This is a genomic window from Pseudomonas sp. UBA4617 (assembly GCF_002386445.1).
Taxonomy (GTDB): Bacteria; Pseudomonadota; Gammaproteobacteria; order Pseudomonadales; family Pseudomonadaceae; genus Aquipseudomonas.
In genome coordinates, this window is sequence record NZ_DGIR01000052.1 from 18829 (window position 1) to 36756 (window position 17928).

At 60.1% G+C, this 17928-nt stretch carries 5 protein-coding genes; 2 read left to right on the forward strand and 3 right to left on the reverse strand.

Annotation, left to right across the window (positions count from 1 at the left end; translation table 11 throughout):
- Positions 1-4 precede the first annotated feature (4 nt).
- The 3 genes from B4L76_RS21930 to B4L76_RS21940 form a co-directional block, all read right to left on the reverse strand.
- Positions 5-2224, reverse strand: coding sequence for a TonB-dependent siderophore receptor (locus tag B4L76_RS21930; protein WP_296235214.1), 2220 nt, complete (start codon positions 2222-2224; stop codon positions 5-7).
- A gap of 69 nt (positions 2225-2293) precedes the next feature.
- Positions 2294-3958 carry a cyclic peptide export ABC transporter gene (locus tag B4L76_RS21935; protein ID WP_296235215.1) on the reverse strand — a complete coding sequence of 555 codons (1665 nt, stop codon included), beginning with the start codon at positions 3956-3958 and terminating at the stop codon, positions 2294-2296.
- A gap of 38 nt (positions 3959-3996) precedes the next feature.
- Positions 3997-7290, reverse strand: coding sequence for an amino acid adenylation domain-containing protein (locus tag B4L76_RS21940; RefSeq protein WP_296235216.1), 3294 nt, complete (start codon positions 7288-7290; stop codon positions 3997-3999).
- A 615-nt stretch (positions 7291-7905) separates the two neighbouring features.
- Between B4L76_RS21940 and B4L76_RS21945 the strand changes: the two genes are divergently transcribed.
- Positions 7906-13386: a hypothetical protein gene (locus B4L76_RS21945; RefSeq protein ID WP_296235217.1), complete on the forward strand. Its 5481-nt coding sequence runs from the start codon at positions 7906-7908 to the stop codon at positions 13384-13386.
- Positions 13383-17888, forward strand: coding sequence for an RHS repeat domain-containing protein (locus B4L76_RS21950; RefSeq protein WP_296235218.1), 4506 nt, complete (start codon positions 13383-13385; stop codon positions 17886-17888). The genes B4L76_RS21945 and B4L76_RS21950 overlap by 4 nt, the downstream gene beginning before the upstream one ends.
- Positions 17889-17928 lie beyond the last annotated feature (40 nt).

Genomic DNA, 17928 nt, shown 5'->3' on the forward strand with positions numbered 1-17928 from the left:
CGCCTCAGAACTTGGCACGCAGGGTGAACGATACCGCGCGCGGGTCGCCGAAGATGTTGCCATCCTGGAAGGTGTTGATGCGCTGGTAGTACTTCTTGTTGGCCAGGTTGGTGCCGAGCAGGTCGGCCGACAGGTTCTCGTTGATCTGGTAGCCAATACCGGCATCGTACAGGGCGTAGCCACTTTGCTGCAGCTTGGTGCCGTTCATGTCGATGCTCGGCACGTTGAGCTTGTTGTAGGTCTCGCTGACCACGCTCACCCCACCTTGCACGCTCCACTTCTCGAACTCGCCCGGCAGCTTGTAGAGGGTCCAGACGCGCAGCATGTTCTTCGGCAGGTAGGTCTGCAGCTGCTCGTTGGGGCTGTCGTAGCGCTTGTAGGTGTGGGTGAAGTTGGCAGTGAGGAACCAGTCCGGGGTCATCTGGCCGCTGACTTCCAGCTCGTAGCCACGGGTTCGCGCCTTGCCACCGGCCACCACGGCCCGCGACGACGGGTCGTTCATGTCGGGAACGGCACGGTTCTCTTCCTCGATCTGGAACGCCGCCAACGAGGCGTTTACCGCGCCGTCGAGGAATTCACCCTTGATCCCCAGCTCGTGCTGCTTGCCTTCGATCGGCTCGATGATGTTGTTGTTGATGTCCAGGTTGCTGACCGGCTGCGGGTTGAACACCTCGGCGTAGTTGGCATACAGCGAGTAGGTGTCGTTCAGTTGGTAGATCAGGCCATAGAACGGGGTGAACTTCTGCGACTCGCTCTGGCTGCTTTTTTCCGACGGCGAACCGGCCTCGGGCTGGTGCTGGCTGCGGTGCATGTCGAGCCAGGTGACGCGCCCGCCCAGGACCAGGGTCAACGGCTCGGCCAGGCTCAAGCGCAGGTTGCCGTAGACCGCCTTGGTGCGGCTGTTGGCGACGTTCGTGGGCAGCCGATCGGAGTCGGGGAACGCTGGGTAAGGGAAGTTCGCCTGCGGGTCGTACAAATCGACATCGCCGAGGAAACGGGAATAGTAGCCGCCGTTGGAGGAAAACTCCGAACGCGAATAGTTGGTACCCACCAGCAGCTTGTGCTCGCGGCCGAACAGGCTGAACGGGCCGTCGGCGTACAGGTCCACTTCGTCCTGTTTCTCGCGGTAGTCGAACATGATCGAGTTCATCGACACCAGGTTGTCGGCCGGGTCGATACCACCGCCGTTGCGCGCGTAGGCCTGGGTCAGGTCGTAGTTGTTGTCGGCATGGCGGACCGACAGCTTAGTCTTCCAGCCGCCACCGAGCTGGTGCTCGAGTTCGGTGAACACCGAGGCGCTCCAGAAATAATCGCGGTTCCAGTTGGCGCCGTAGAAGTTCTTGCGCGATACATCCGGCAGCGACATGGCCGCTTCGCCGGCGCTGTTGATGTAGCGGAACGCCGGCAGGGAACGCTGGGCGCCACGGATGTCGGTGTTCTGGTTGCTGGCGCCGATCGTCCAGACCGTGTCCGGGGTGAGGTCGATATCGACGATGCCATAGGCCTGGCTGGTTTCGCGCTTGCCGCTGCCGTCGTAGGGGAATGCCGTCTTGTTTTCGCTGAGCACCAGGCGCCCGCGGATGTTGCCGGTTTCGGTCAGCGGGCCAGTGACATCGACCATGCCACGGTAGGCGTCCCAGGAGCCGGCGCTGATTTCGGCGGATACCGCGGGGTCGGCCATCGGCCGCTTGCGCACCAGGTTGATGCTGCCGCCGGGGCCACCCGCGCCGGTCAGGCTGCCGGACGGCCCCTTGAGCACTTCGACGCGGTCATACATGGTCAGGTCCGGGGACAGGAAGATCCGGTTGTCCATGGTGGTCGGCGTGCCGTCCAGCTGCAGCGAGGTGATCTCGAAGCCGCGGGCGAAGAAGCTCAGGCGGCTGGCGTCGATGCGCTGCACGGTCACACCGCCCACTTTGCCCAGTGCATCCTCAAGGGTATAGAGGTTCTGCTTCTGGATGCGTTCCTGGCCGATTACGTTGATGGTCTGCGGCACTTCCTTCAGGCGCAGCGGTACCTTAGTGCCTACCGAAACCGTCGGTGCTTCGGTCTGCATGCCGACGATGGTCTGCTCCGGCAAGGTGATCGAAGACGGTGGCACCTGCTCCCCGGTGCTTTCCTCGGCCCAGGCCATCGGCGCAAGCAGCACGCTGCTGCTCACCAGAGGGGCCAGCAGCCAGCTACCCGTCTTGATCGGCTGCCGGCCCTTTTCAATTTGACACATACCGCGAGCTCCTTTGCGTGGCCTTTTCAGGCCATTTGTTTTTATGTGATGCGAGGTGTTTTGCGTCGGCTACACCGACGCGGGCAGAACGGAACAACTACCTGGTGCCGTACTGATCGCGCCATGCTCATAGGGGTAGAGCTGGCCGCCGTCGCACTTGAGCACCCGGTCGGCAACCGAGAAATAGTGGTCGTCGTGGCTGATGGCGATGATGGTCTTGCCCTGGGCCTTGAGTTCAGGCAGCAGCTCGCGGTAGAAGAACGCGCGAAAGCCCGGGTCCTGGTCGGCGGCCCACTCGTCGAGCAACAGGATCGGCCGCTCCTCGACCAATGCCACCAGCAATGCCAGGCGCTTGCGCTGGCCTTGCGACAAGCGGGTGGTGGACAACCCACCCTGCGCATCGATACTCACCTTGCGCTGCATGCGCAGGCGTTCCAGCCAGGCCTGGGCCAATTGCGGGTCGAAGTCACCCTGCGGGCCGACCAGGCGTTCGAACAGGTAGAAGCTGGAAAACACCGTAGAGAAATGCGTCCGGTACCAGTCACGCAGTGCCGGGGTGATGGCGACGCCGTGCAGCTTGAGCGCGCCGGCACTGGGTTCGTAGAGGCCGGTGAGCAGCTTGGCCAGGGTCGACTTGCCGCTGCCGTTGCCGCCGACGATAAACAGGATCTCACCCTTGGCGACGCTGAGGTTCACCGGCCCCAGGCGGAAGCCGTAGTCATCGCCCTGCGGCGGGTAGTCATAGCTCAGCGCCTGCAATTCGAGCAGCGGTTGGCTGGGGTCGGGCTGGCCGCTGTCGGCCATGAACCCACTGCGCTCGTCGGCGAAGGCCAGGGTCTGGATCTTGGCCAGCGACACATTGCCCGCCACCAGCGTCGGCAGGCTGCCGATCAGGTCGTTGAGCGGCATGCGCAGGAACATCAGCACCAGCACGAAGGCGGCGATCACGCCATTGCCCACCCCCAGCCAGGCGCCAGCGGCGAACAGCCCGCCGGCCAGGGCGAGGATCAGCGCCACGGTCCAGTTCAGGCTCAAGGTCCAGTAGCGGTCGGCGTGGACCTCGTTGCGCCGGGCATATTCGGCAGCCGGCTGCAGGTCGAGGGCGTAGAAGCGCTCCTTGCGCCGGGCATTGAGAGCCAGTTCGAAACGCCCTTCGATGGCACCCTGGTAGGCGGCATACAGGCGATCGTCGGTTTCCCTCACGCGTAGCATCAACTGGCGCATCCGGGCGAACCAGCCGTGCGCCAGCCAGGTGCCCAGGCCCAGACCGACCACGCATATCAGCAGCAACTGCCAGGACAGCCAGGCCATGTACAGGCAGCCACCGAGCATCAGCAGCAGGTTGTAGAACACGAACGGCATGCGGTTGAAAGCCTGGCCGATGCTGACGATGTCCTTGCTCAGGGTCGCATAGAGGCTGGCTTCACCGATCTTTTCCAGTTGTTCGATGGAGGTGTCGAGCAGGCGCTTGACCATCTGCAGGCGCAGTTCGTAGACCACTCGGTGGCCCAGTGCCGTCAGCAGCGCCTGGGCGCCGAAACCGAAGCCGAACAGCACTACCAGCAGGCCGACGAACATCGCCCCCAGCACCGGGGTCATGCTGACGCTGCCAGCGATCAACCGGTTGATCTCGTTGATCAGGCCGATGCCAGCGGCCGCGCTGACCAGGCTGGCCAGCAGGCCCAGGCCGAGCAGGCCACGGTGACGCTTGAGCAGGGAGAGAAACAGGGACATGCGGAATCCTCGGGGGCCTGTGCGATGGCCCGAATGGCTTACTCGAAGGCGAGCAACAGTTTTTCGATCTCGGCCAGCTCATCGACGACCGGCGTGGCGCAGGCCTGTTCGATCAACGCTGCCATGTCGGCCAGCACCGGGTTGGCGAACAACTGGGCCAGGGCGATTTCGCAGGCGAACTGCTGGCGGATCCGCGCCTGGATCCGCACCAGTTGCAGGGACTGCGCGCCCAGGCGGAACAGTTCGGCGCTCGGGGCGATCGGCCAGATACCCAGCACCTCGCGCCAGATCTGCGCCAACCCCTCCTGCAATGGGCCAGCCAGGGGCACGTCGTCGCAGGCAGCGGCGGCGTCCCACTGCGGCTCGGGCAGCGCCTTGCGGTCGACCTTGCCATTGGCGTTCAACGGCAGGCGCTGCAACACCACGAACGCGCTCGGCACCATGTAGGCCGGCAGTTGCAGGCGCAGGCGCTGCTGCGCCGCGAACGTGTCGAAGGTGTCGAAGGTGCCGGCACCCAGGCACAGGTAGGCCACCAGCAGGTCCTGGCCGGCCGCCGCCTGACGCAGCGCGACGACGGCCTGGGTGACACCCGGCAAGGCTGCCAGTGCGCTTTCGATCTCGCCCAGTTCGATACGGAAACCGCGCAGCTTGACCTGGAAGTCGCTGCGCCCGAGGAACTCCAGGCTGCCATCGGCGCGGTAGCGTGCACGGTCGCCGGTGCGGTACAGCCGGCTGCCGGCCTGGGCCCCTGGCGCCGAGGCCTGGGCAAACGGGTTGGGCACGAAGGCGGCGGCGGTCAGTTCGGGGCGATCGGCATAACCCCGGGCCACACCAGCGCCACCGATGTACAGGTCGCCCGCCACGCCCACCGGCACCGGTTCGAGGCAGTCATCGAGCACATACAAGCGGTTGTTGGCCAGCGGCCGGCCAATCGGCAACACCGCGCTGGTCACCTGCTCGACCGCTTGCGCCGCCGACCACACCGTGGTTTCGGTCGGGCCGTAGACATTGAGCAGCTGTACCTTGCGCGCCAGCAGGCGCTCGGCCAGCTCGGCCTTGAGCGCCTCGCCACCGCACAGCAGGCGCAGGCCGGCCCAGGCCGGCGAGTCGTGTTCGACCAGCATCTGCCAGGTGGCGGGCGTAGCCTGCATCACGCTGATGCCATGGCGTGCCATCAACCCCAGCAATGCCGTCGGGTCCTGGCTGTCGGCGCGGCTTGCCAGCACCACGGTGGCGCCGTGGACCAGTGGCAGGAACAGCTCCAGGCCGGCGATATCGAAGCCCAGGGTGGTCACCGCCAGCAGCCGGTCGGCGGCGCTCAGTTGCACATGAGCCTGGATGCCATGGAGGAAATTGACGAACGCCTCGCGCTCGATGTCGACGCCTTTGGGGCGCCCGGTGGAGCCCGAGGTGTACAAGGTGTAGGCCAGCTGGCGGGGGTGCACGGGCAGGCCCAGGGGGCTCTGCGGCAGTTGGCTCAGGGCGTCGTCCAGGGTTTCCAGCAGTACCACCCGGCCGGCATTGCCGAGCACCTGTTGCAGGGTCGCGCGGGTCAGCACCAACCGTGGGCGGGCCTGGCCGAGAATATCGCTGTTGCGCGCAGCCGGTTGCCCGGGGTCGATCGCCAGGTAGGCGCCACCCGCCTTGTGCACGGCCAGCAGTGCTACCAGCAGCTCGGCTTCGCGCTCCAGGCAGATGCCTACCCGCTCGTCGCAAGCTACGCCATTGGCCCGCAACCAATGGGCCAGGCGATTGGCCCGGGCGTCGAGCTCAGCGTAGCTCAGGGTTTGCCCGCCACACATCAGGGCACAGCGCTGCGGCGCGGCCAGCACCTGGCGCTCGAACAGCGCAAGCATATCCTGCCCCGGCTGCAGGGCCAGTTCGCTGGCGTTCCAGCGCTCCAATTGATGCTGACGCTGCGCCGGCGCCAGCAGCGGCAGTTGCCAAACTGGCGTGTCGGGCTGGCCGATCAAGCCATCTAGCAGCAGGCCGTAACTGCTGGCGAGGCGTTCGATGGTAGTTGGGGCGAACAGCTCGAGGCTGTATTCCAGTTCGCAGAAGATCCCGTCAGGGCGCACCGCGACATCCAGCGTGAGGTCGAACTTGGCGCTGTCCTGGGCGGGCAGGACGCGCTCGATATGCAAGCCGGGCAGGCTGAAATCGATCGCCGCCCCGCTGCTGAGGTTGAACATGGCCTGGAACACCGGGGTGCGGCTGACATCGCGCTGCACCTCAAGGTGTTCGAGCAACAGTTCGAATGGCGGCTCGGCATGTTGCAAGGCGTTGAGCGACTCATGGCGCAGCCGCTCGCACAGCGCGCGGCCGCTCAAGTGCGGGGCCAGGTCGACGCGGTAGACCAGGGTATTGACGAAAAAGCCCAGCAAGCCATCGAGTGCTTCGTGGTTGCGCCCGCCGTGGGGCACACCCACGGCGAAGCTGGGCTGGCCACTGTAGCGCGCCAGCAGCACCTGCCAGGCGGCCAGCAGGATCACCAGGGCGCTGCTGCCGTTGGCGCGGCAGAAGGCCTGGACCTGCTCGGCCTGGGCGGCGGGCAGTTGCCAACGCAGGCGTTGCCCGCGCAGCCCTTGCTGCGCCGGACGGGGATAATCGGTGGGCAGCTCCAGCACTGGCACCTGGGTGCCCAGATACTGTTTCCAGTAGTCCAGGTCGGCCTGGTATTGTGCGCCGTCCAGGCGCTCACGCTGCCACAGTGCGTAGTCGACGTATTGCACCGGCAACGCTGGCAACTGCGGGGTATCGCCGCGCAGTGCCTGGGCATAGGCGCTGGCCAGGTCGCCCACCAATATCGGGTTGGACCAGGCATCACTGACGATGTGGTGCATCTTCAGCAACAGCCCGTGGCAGGTTGCGTCGTAGCGGACCAGTTCGACCTTGAGCAAGGGGGCCTGGGACAGGTCGAAGGCCGTGCCGTCCTCGATGCTCAACAAACCCTGCAGATGATCGTGTCGTGCGGCCGCGGCCACGTCGGGGAACGACCGCTGGTGCAGAACGAATGCGGCCTCGGCCAGCATCTCCTGGCGCGGCTCGCCGTCAATTTCGATGAAGCGCGTACGCAGCACGCCGTGCCGTTCGACCAACGAAGAGAATGCCTGGCGCAGGGCCTGCACATTCAGCTCGCCGTTGAACAGAAAGGCGCGAGTGAGGTTATAGGCGGTGGAAAGCGGTGCCAGGCGCTGCAGGAACCACAGGCGCTGCTGGGCGAAAGAGAGCGGTTGCGGCCCCTCATGGGCGCGCCTGCGGAGCGGGTCTGGCTGTGCCTGGGCATCGCTCTGCAACAGGGCAAGCAACTCTTCGACATTGTCCATCGGCATTCGAATTCCCTTGTATGAACCGACTGGAAATTGGGTGCGCGAGATCTTATTGGTAAATGATAATTGATGTCAATTGAGATGGAATACAATTCTCTTCCGCATACCTAGGCATGCCTAATGCCGCAGAGCCATTCCCAGGCAACGAAGAAAATTGCGTTGATACGTGCAGCGTTGAAGTGCTGTGGCGCAGCGACAGCGGCAGGCCTGGCAAGCGAGTGAATAAGCCCAATGAGTGTGGCTGGGTGATGACGACGGTGATACTGGCGTCTGTGCCACAAAGGTAACGCACTGAGGCTACAGAATCTTTTTTGGCACGAAAGCAAATGCCCACCCTCGAAACCGCAACGCGTTCTGAGGACTCAGCGCCCTGGATCTGCGCCAGTGCCGCCGCAGTCCTTGGCTGGCCCATGCCAGAGCTCCAGGCCCTGCGTGCCCCATTGAATCCGATGCCCTGCTTTCGGCAGAGGCAAGGAAGCGCGCCTACGACCTACGCTGTCAACTGATATTTTTACTAGTTGACGCTTTTCAATGCCAGCCTAAATATATTTTTTACCCAATCTATAACCAACCCGCCTGCATGGGTTGCATGGTGTAAAGTTGCCAATGGAGGCACACATGTACACAAAAGCAATGCTTGAAGTTCTTGGGCTAGGCGAGAATAGCCATATACATATTTTGAACTCAGAACTATCCAGCGACAAGGCAGGCTATGATTGCTATCTCCAAGACATATGGGAGGATCGCATCAGGGTTCTTTCGAGTGAAAACAAACAAAATTTCAATGTTGCAACGAAGTATTGGGATCATTTATATTTCTACTCAGAATTCAGGATTCGTGAGGCTGAAGAAAAATTAGCAGAGAGACGTCAGAAGTTTGTATCTCAGCTTCCCAAGGTACTGTCGCCCGCTGAGGACATACTGTTTGGCAGAGAAAATACTGTCCGAGTGGCGGTCGGTTACACAATTGATGACGGGCCTCTTAGTTTTATATGGGGGATCGAGTCCGAGATCAATCGGGTTTTGGCGTGCACGAACGTTAACAAACAGAGCACTCACAAGCTTGTGTTCACCAGTTCGCCCGAACAGGCGCAAGTCAGAACGCTGCTGCAGAAGTTCAAGCTGATTACTGAGCAGGTCCCGCTGTATGGTATTTCAGAATTCGCTGAAGATTTTTATAAGGGCATGAAATACCCAACCGTTTTGTCGCACACCGCTGCCCGAAAGTACTTGTCGAGGTTACCTAAAGCGTTTGTAGCCTGGGAGATTTCTCAATCACTTACAAATCATAGCGATGTGCGAGTAGCGCCGGCTCAATGGAAACTCGAACATGAACTGGCGCCAAATGAGCTCAGTAGAAAAAATCCCGAAACCCTCTCCTGGCTGCGTGAGCTACTCAAACCGTCCAAGGACGCTGATGTTGTTGAGCATGTATCAAAACATGAACTCTTCACCACGCTTATAGGGCGTGAAACATGCTGGAAAGCATCTACTACCAAAGACAGGCTTTCAGTGATCATGGTGGCGCGCAGGTCATCTCTGCTGACGCACGACATGATCACTCAGGTCAGCCGAGCATTGCCAGTTCCAGAAGATCCCTATGATACTCAAAGCTTCAGCTCGTACGAATTGCGCGGAGAGATTGAGAGGGCCATTGAGTTAAGCACTATAAACGTCTACAACGAAATGGATGTATTCAGATATTTCAATTCAGGCGACCCCGTCACTGTCAACGGCTGTGCCCGCTACTGGGGAACTTACAAGGATGAGTACTTTAGCTTCACGCCAACGCCCAAATATGCAGATTTGGAAAATTTACACTGGAGCGATATCAAAAGCTTCGAGTCACTTGAAAAATCAAAGCAAGAAATAGCGAACGAATTTTCCGAGTTTTTCAAGAGAGGCTGGAGGCTGGTGAAGGCCAGCTACCACGATAAACTTCATACCCTCCCTTACCCACTCCTACTCGAAAGACGATTAGATAAAACTCATGCCTATTTTCAGGTCGGCAAGGTTTCAGAGGGTAAAAACCCAAGCGTGGTATCGCTCATCCACGATGATGACACCGAAGCTTTGCAGATCGAAATTGCCAACCCCAGGTTTTTAAAGAAAATCTCCACTGGTGATTTCCCATACGATGAGTTGAGCTACGTCTTCTTTTTTCTCCGCGACACTCCAGCGCCTGACTTCGTGGACTTGGAAGCCACCCGATACCAGGCATTCGTGCATGCCATCGCACCTGATTATGTGCTTGAGCTACCCGATCTTGCGTTACCCAATCGTGAGGTACCCAATACCCCTCCTGCGCTTACGGCCGACCCGTTGGCCGAGCTGCCCTGCATGACAGGCTTCGAGCGCAGTGAGTTGGGCACAGGTGATTGCGTTTGGGCAAGCCCCTGCCATGTGCTGGCGGACCGGGACCTGCAGCTGGACGAAAGCGTTCACGTGTGGGCCGTCGACCCCATCGACGGGCGCGTGCTGAAAACCGTCTCGCTGAAAGCGACCGAAGCCAACAAAGCCCGCGTGGCCTGGCCGGCTGCACTTGTCAAGGCGATCCAGGCCGACCGCACGCTGGTCGAGGGTTCCGTGCTGCTCCAGGCCGGGCATCTCTCGGACGACGCCGAGTTTACCGAAAACACCGATGCCCCCACCTCGCAAACCTTCACGGGTTACAACAACATCGAGAAAGGCCAGGTCGATCGTTTGTGGGCGTTTGATTCGCATTGCAAGCTGCTCAGCAACCTTCCGTTCAAGGCCAATCAGGTCAGTGCACTGCGGCTTCCAGATGCAGAGCCGCCTTTGGGAGAACGTATTTGCATACAAGTACGCCACAGGACCAGCCAGCACCTGTACGAATCTCATTTTTACCAACCCGAAGCGAACAGCACCCGCGGCAGCTGGAGCAAACAGATGTGCGAGTTCCTCAACCAGCACAGTGCGATGCTAAGGGCCGGCAAACTCCAGGACGATGGCATCAGCATCACGCCCGCGGAGCAGGGTAATCAGCTCTGGATACCGCAACTGTCCGACCTTTCTGTGCAACTTGAATCCGTCATTTGGCTGGAGCACGCATCATTCACCGTGAACTCGGGCCTGGCCTTGGACAACGAGGTGATGATTGCGGTACACGATCATGTAACGGGCGCACCGCTGCCGGGATCGCCGTTCACGTTCCGCCCAAGTGATGCAACACAAGCGCAGGAGCAGTGGCCGAGCGCGTTGGCTCGCCAGTTGGCTGGCAGTCCCCTGGCACCCTACATCAAGCTGGAACAGGCAAGCAGCGGCGGCACGGCCCCTGCCTCGACATGGCGTTGCCTACGCGCAGCGGTGCCACTTCGCATCTGGATGAGCGAGCCCTTGGCAACACCTGCCTGGTCAAGTCGCTCGGGCGCGGATATCGATGCCGTGCTTGACGCCTGTCTTGGCGACGACAGTTTCCAGTTGCTCATCGAGAGCCACGATACGCGCACGGGATACCTCTGCCACAATTCATCCATTACTTTGCCGGCGATGGAGTCTTCACTCGACCAGGCAGCAAAGCGGGCCCAGCTGGCGAACACGCTTGAAGAGCACTTGAAACAAAACGGGGTTGTTTGGCTTGGACTCAGCATCGAGCCCAATGCTTCCAGCACCTCCGTGAACCATTGGAAATTGTGCGAAGCAACTGCGCTTCATTTACAGACAACACTGGAAAAAATAATTCCAGCGCCCATAGCGGCTGAGAACCACAGCACTCCATTTTACATCGACAAACTCATCACGAATGGACCAATACAGGAATATAACAACCACATCCTCAAAGCTGATACAGACAAACTGGGAATACACGAAAATTACATAGACCCCGCACTTTATTTATACTTGAAAATCTTTCAGGAAGGATTGTGGTGCATAAATTATCTCGAGGAAAGAATCCAGAAAAAACCGATGCAAATCAATATATTCATTCCACACACACTAACAACATTCGACACAGTCGAGCTCCTAAATTTACGCGACCGCAGAGCGGAAAGCGTATATGTAATCGCGCAAAAATTTCAGCCTATCGGCCCTATCCCTCAAAAAGCCCCTGACGCCATCCTATATATTATTAAAGGATACACGAGTTTTAGATATAACCTTTTGAACGACGCGCAGGAGATTGAACCTCTTGCGCGGGCCTTTCTTAACAGAAAACTCATCAAAAATGTCCTCTCAGATGTAGCAACCACCCAAAGCCACCTGGCAACTATCGAAATTCGCACCTCCTCCACACGGGAGCAACTCTGCATTGCACTCGACACGCAAGCCATCGATAGAGGCTTTTCTCTAGCCTCCTGCAGCCAACATGACGGCGAACTCACAATCGATTTAAACTACCCTTTCGAACCAGATGAAGATAGCGCTACAGCAGGCATCTTGATCGGCATCTTATCGCCAACTTCTCTCTGGAAGAAGATTCAAAGCTGCACCACAACGAAAGAAGTATTTGAAAGGCCTGCGCAGGACACACTGTGTGCCGATATGGCCAATACCGCAGGGACGGAGCTCTTCGCCTCTACCGGCCCGCAGCCCCATGGCGTCTCGCCCCAGACAGGCCTGTTCCACTTCCACCACACAATTGCAACGCTGTCCAGCCTCTCCGGTAACACGCCCGCGATCCCACTGGCGTTCAACTACTCGCCGTTACGTGCCAACGAAAGCGCTCTCGGCGATGGCTTCGCTTTCTCCGGTTTCTCTTCTTACGACAATCGAAACCGGCGCCTGGTACTGGGCAACGGCACGGTACATGAGTTCAGCATTGATGAAATCAAGCAACTGATCGATGGCGAGCCGATAGTTCGCCTTGGCTATACCCTCAAAGCAGGCCAAGGGACTAACGAAGAGTTGAGCGCTGGAGGTGGCAAGCGAAAGGTCTATCACCTGCGCACGCTCACGATCGAACTTCTCAACGGCCACGAGGAAGTATTGGGCCTCCCCCAGACTCATGACAACCTGGAAAGTGGCGAAGAATATAAAGACCGCCTTAAAAGCAAAATCAATGAGATTATCAAGAAAATCGATGCCGCACTGGAGGAGCTGAAAACCCCATCAAAAGATGGACTGCCGATATGGTCCATTCTCGGTGGTTTGCTTGCCGGAGGCATGGGTATCACGGTTGGTTCAGAAATTGATGAACACGAAAAAACCAGATGTATACAGCTCTCTTCCGTTGTTGCAGCCTTTATCAACACCACGTGGGGCGCCGATTTGTTAGGTAGGGACCTGGGAAAAATCAAACAGGTTACCGCGAATAGTACAGAGCTGAACAAACTGAAGACCGAAATGGCGTTGACACTTGCCGATGTAGAGCGCAATGCCTTGATCCTGGTACCCCTGCAACTCAAGGCCGACAGCCGAGCGCTGCAATTGGCCTGGCAAGGCGTAAAGGGCCATGTCCGCCTGAAGGAAATAAAGGACGGCGTCAACGTTCTGCTCAAGGCCGAACACTCCGCCGAGCCAATGCTGAAGGGTAGCCAACAGAGTGTTTTCACCCTCTGGCCAGAGACCGATGAGCGTTGCTGCATCACCCTGGACATCAAGGACTGCCTGCTCAGGCGTTTGACTCGATCCAGCGGCTCCCAGCCCGACAAGCCCGACCAGCGCCTGCACTTCCAGTACGCGGTGACGCCAGTGCTCGACAATATATTGTGCGGCGTTACCGAGGACGATGGTTCACGGGAAGTGGTCGCCTACGACTGGCGGACCAACTCTTCATTACCTCGCGTCGTTCTGCAAACCTTGGTCCCTGGTGGCCAACAACCGTCTACCCACCACGCCTGGGCCTGGGAAGGTGAAGAGCGAATCACTGCAGCCACCCGCTACGCACACGCGCCAGTCGGCAGCGACCTGGAACAGGTCCCATCCACCCGCTGGGAGTGGTCTCACAGCGCTGGTGGTGTGACGCAACTTGCGCGCCTGATCGAGAAGGTCCCCGGCGAGCAGCAGCGCATCACGCGCTATGTCTATCAGACCGACAACGCCGTGCCCGAGCCGCTGCGCCAGCCGCGGCAAACTGAGCAGCACATCACCGTCGAAGACCTCCGCGTCGCCGCCACTGCCGAGGAACAGCAGCCATGACCAGCACGGATCAGACCACCTCCAGCCCATCGGCCACCCTTCCAGCGACTTCGCTCACGGAAACCGCGCTTACCCGCTACCGCCCAGGCGGCCTGGAACCTATAGAGTTCATCACTGACGACGGTTTGCACACACGGCTCTGGTACTACGAAACCGACGCCCATCCACTGGACATCAGCAAGCTGGTTGCAGGGCTGACACTGGCCAAGGTCACCACCGGTACCAACGCCACGGCGGGCAGCACCGGCAGGACGCTGGCCGATGCCACCCAGCTCAGCTGCACCCAGCGCCCGCAGGCTGGTAAAGGCCTGCTGCCACTGTGTGCGCAATACCAGTACTTGCTGCTGCCCGACGGTTCCCGCCAGGCCCCGGTACTGACCCTGTTCGGCTACGCCCTGAACCAGCGCGACGAGAACGGCACCCTGCTGCCCAACACCGTGCTGACCTTTGAAGGCTTCGAAGCCTTCGACAGCGACACCCTGGCCTTGGCGGACGTGAAGCTGGCCAAACCGACAGCGCTGTCCGTCTCCCTGGTGCAGGCCAACTACCAGCACCAGGCCGGCGCGGTCCGCAGCAGCGAACGCATCGCCACCCAGTGGTACCAGAACGACAACGCTCGCAACACCCAGACCGTGACCGAGGTGGTGACAATCGGTCAACAAGCCGCCACTTACGAACTGCTGCGCACCACGCCCTACTCGACGGCAACGGCCATCCTGCAACGCCAGATCGTGTCGGCGCGCACCGGCCGCCTGTTGCGTGAAACCCAACAAGACAGCGAAGGCAAGGCCATAGCGTTCACCTGCCATCGGTACGATAACCTGGGCCGGGGCGTACGCAGTGACACCTATGCGTTCAATGAAGAGGCCTTTACCAGCGGCTTGGTTACCGAGCTGAAAGCCACCCACTCGCAATCTGTCCTTTACGCGGAAGACGGCAAGGGCCAGCGGGTCAGGACGTGCGATGCCCAGGGGCGTCACCAGCAGTGTTACTACGATGGCCAGCAACGCACCGTGCGCCGAGAGCTGCAACGCGTGCCAGGGCCTGACCACAGTGCCGACAACTACTGCACGGTGGAAGAAACATCCTGGGACAGTGATGGGCAAATGGCCAGCCAAGTGATGTTCGACTATTTGCCGGGTGGCCTGCGCATCGACAACGTCAAAGCGCTGCCCCAGCAGAGCAAGGACTGGTTCTGGCAGGCCCACGGGCATGACCCGGTGGTTACCGATGCAAACCGGAATGTGTCGCTGACCACCCGCTCCACCCTGGGGCTGATCTCGCAAGGCGCACTGACCACCCAGCAATCCACCCAGCGCAACCTGGCGGACGGGTCGGTCACCCTGATGCAGGAAACCTGGAAAGGCCTGGAGAAACCTGCCGCCGGTGCTGCCATCACGACCACCCAGACCCTCAACCAGAAAGGCCAACGTACCCAGGTGACCGAGGACATTCCCGGCTATGCGAAGCAAACCAGAACCTGGGATATCACCTACGACGGCCTGGGGCGCCCAGAAACACTGACCCAACCGGACAAATCGATCCTTGCCTGGGCCTATGAAGGCCTGAACGACGCCCCGATCCGCATGAGCGTGAAGAAGTCGGCGAATGCGCCGGAACGGGTGCTGGCCAGCCGCACGTTCAATGAGGGCAGCGTGTCGACGCTGGTCAGGGGCAGCGATACCGGCCAAACGCTGCGAACCCGACCAGACGGTTACGTGAAGCCAGATGGCACCAGCCTTTACCATGCACGCAACGACGATGGCAGCCTGTCCTGGTACGCACAAAGCGCCAGCAGCACCACGAGCAGGACACCCCTGGTGACCTTCAGGTTGAGCCCGGTCACACAGGCCATGCAAGCCGAACGCCCGGTGCAGGGGGATTATCAAAGCCTGGTCACCAGCGAAACCTTGCAGCCGCTGCTGCTGGGCACCTGGCGCTTCAAACGGACGGTGCACGGGCAACAGCAGCGCGATGAGGGTTCGGCCTCCCTGCGCGGCGTCCTGACCGGCACCTGGAACAGCAACGGCCTGCCCCTGCAGGCCTGGGACAATGCCCAGGGCTACCGCAGCCGGTTGCGCCGGGGATCACTCGAATACCATTACACATACACCGCACTGGGGCAGTTGGCCTGCCTGACGGTGCAGGACATGCGCACCGGCCAGTGCTTGCAGGTGCAGTACGACTACGACGCCTTCGGCCGCGAGACCAAGCGCAGTTATGCGCTGAATGGCCAGGAAAAGGTGCGCTACGAGCAAACCTGGTCACCGGCCAGCCAGCTGCTAAGCAAGACGCTGTACCGTGACGGCACGCTTGCGAGAACCGAGACATTCGTCTATTACACCAGCGTGACCGGCACCAGCGATGAGTTGCAGCAATGGACGGTGGACGCAGTGGCGGGCGAAGAGGTCAAGGATGACGAAGGCTATGCCATCAAGGAAGAGACTTACCGATACGACGAGCTGGGCAGCATGACTCAATGCTCGACCACGCGTAGCAACAACGACAAGCTGGTACGCGACTATGCCTACGACGATGCGATGCATCCGACTCGGCGTACCGCGATCACCTGTACCGCGACCCTTGCCGGCACTACCAGTACCCGCACGGTCCTCCTTACGTACGACGCCAACGGCAACCTGGCGACCAACGAGCGCGAACAGTCCCTGGCCTACACCGACAGCGGCCGCCTGAGGTCAGTGACTGCCAAGAATGGCACGACGCCGCTGACCTATTACGAGTACGACGAACATGACCGGCTGATCGCCCAGTGTGATGTAGTCAACAACCAGCGGCGCATCCTCAACTATGGTGCCAATGGCCTGAGTGGGGAAACCTGGCTGGATGGTGCAGGCAAGGTGCTCAAGCGCCTGACGCTGGATGACCAGGCAGGCCTTGCGGTTGCCTTGGACGATCAATGGCTGTTCGTGCTCGGCGACCCGCAGACCGGGGGGGGTGACGAATACCAGTTCAAGGATGGCGCTTGGGTTCGCCATTCGGTCACGTTCACGCCCTGGGGCGTAACCCATCTGGCCACTCTCGACAATCAATCGGTGGGCGTCGGGTACAACCGCCAGCGGGTGGATCGGGTGACGGGGGGGTTCCATCTGGGCGACGGCTACCGCTTCTACGACGCCCAGCACAAAGTGTTCTGCCAGCCCGACGACTGGAGTCCCCTGGGTGTGGCCGGCCCGAATGACCGTGCCTACTGCCCGAAAGCCGATCCGGTCAACTTCGAGGACCCCAGTGGCCACATCATGCTCAGCCGCCAGGCCCAGGCAGACAGCCTGGCAAGGCTCGATACCATTCTTGCCGCGCTGGCTCCCAGCACGGAGACGACGGCGCCCCAGGCTGCCAGCGTCGGGGAGTGGCTGTTGTTCGGTGCGCTGACGGTTTTGGGCGGACTGATGATCATAGGTTCGGCGGGTACCCTCAGTGCGCCGGTGATCGCCGGCCTGATGATCGTCTATACAGCAGGTGCCGCCGTCACGGCGACCGGGATGGCGTTGAGGCAGTCGAACCCGGAGTTGTCGCGGACATTGGAACCTATGGGGCAAGTGATGATGGCACTGGCAAGTGCGCCGGCGGCAGCCTCGAAGATGGCCGGGGTGGCGAGCGCGGTGATATATGGATCGACGATGGCGTATGCAGGTTTGACCATCGCGCAGGTGTCGGTGCAACAGAGCAACCCAGAACTGGCAAAGAAGCTGGGATGGGCGGCAATGGCTGCTGGCCTGCTAAGCTTGGTTCATAGCGGAGCCAGATATCTGGGACGCGTACTTGGAGAATTGCGTGCAACAACGTTGACCGCCTTACGCTCCCTTCGCCTTTCGATACATTCCAATAGCATGAGTAGAATAGTGGGGCGCTCGCGTAGCTGGATGTACACGCCGGGTGTTGTGGCTCGCCCCAGCCTTAACCAAAGACTAGGAGCATCCCTAATGAAAAAACTGGGAATGCGCATGCCGCAAAGAGTCAACGGCAAGATTGGCTATCCTGCGGGGGGAACTGGAACCCCCCTACCCGGTGCCTCCAGCCAAGTTCCCCCTGCTGCGCCTCCAGCATCGAACAATTCATCTTGGATCTCCAGTGCATTCTCTACCGCCAGAAAATCACTCATGCCCGGCACTCAAAAACCGCCGGTAGAGGCGATCCCAAACCGTACTGTGCTTGCCGAACATCTAGGTAGTGTCGAAAGTAACAAACCTTTCAGCCAAGCAGTCGATATGGTGAACTCAAACCTGGCTTCCAACGGAGCTGCCGATATTTCGGCAGCGAAGCTAGAACAGTACGTACGATTAACGCAGGACGTAAATGCCGGAGAAATCAGTAACACTACAGCATTCTTTGCGTCGGCCGGTGGATGGGTAGGCGATACGACTTCTTCGGGCCCTGACCGGGTGGTCGGCGCGTTGTTCAACTTTGGAGGTGCCATGTTCTCAGGTGCACAAGAGGCCGATAACATGAAGAAAGGACTCTTTTTCAGAAGCCCTCCGAAGTAGCGTACGGACGACTCATGGCACCTCCTATTTGGGCCTCATT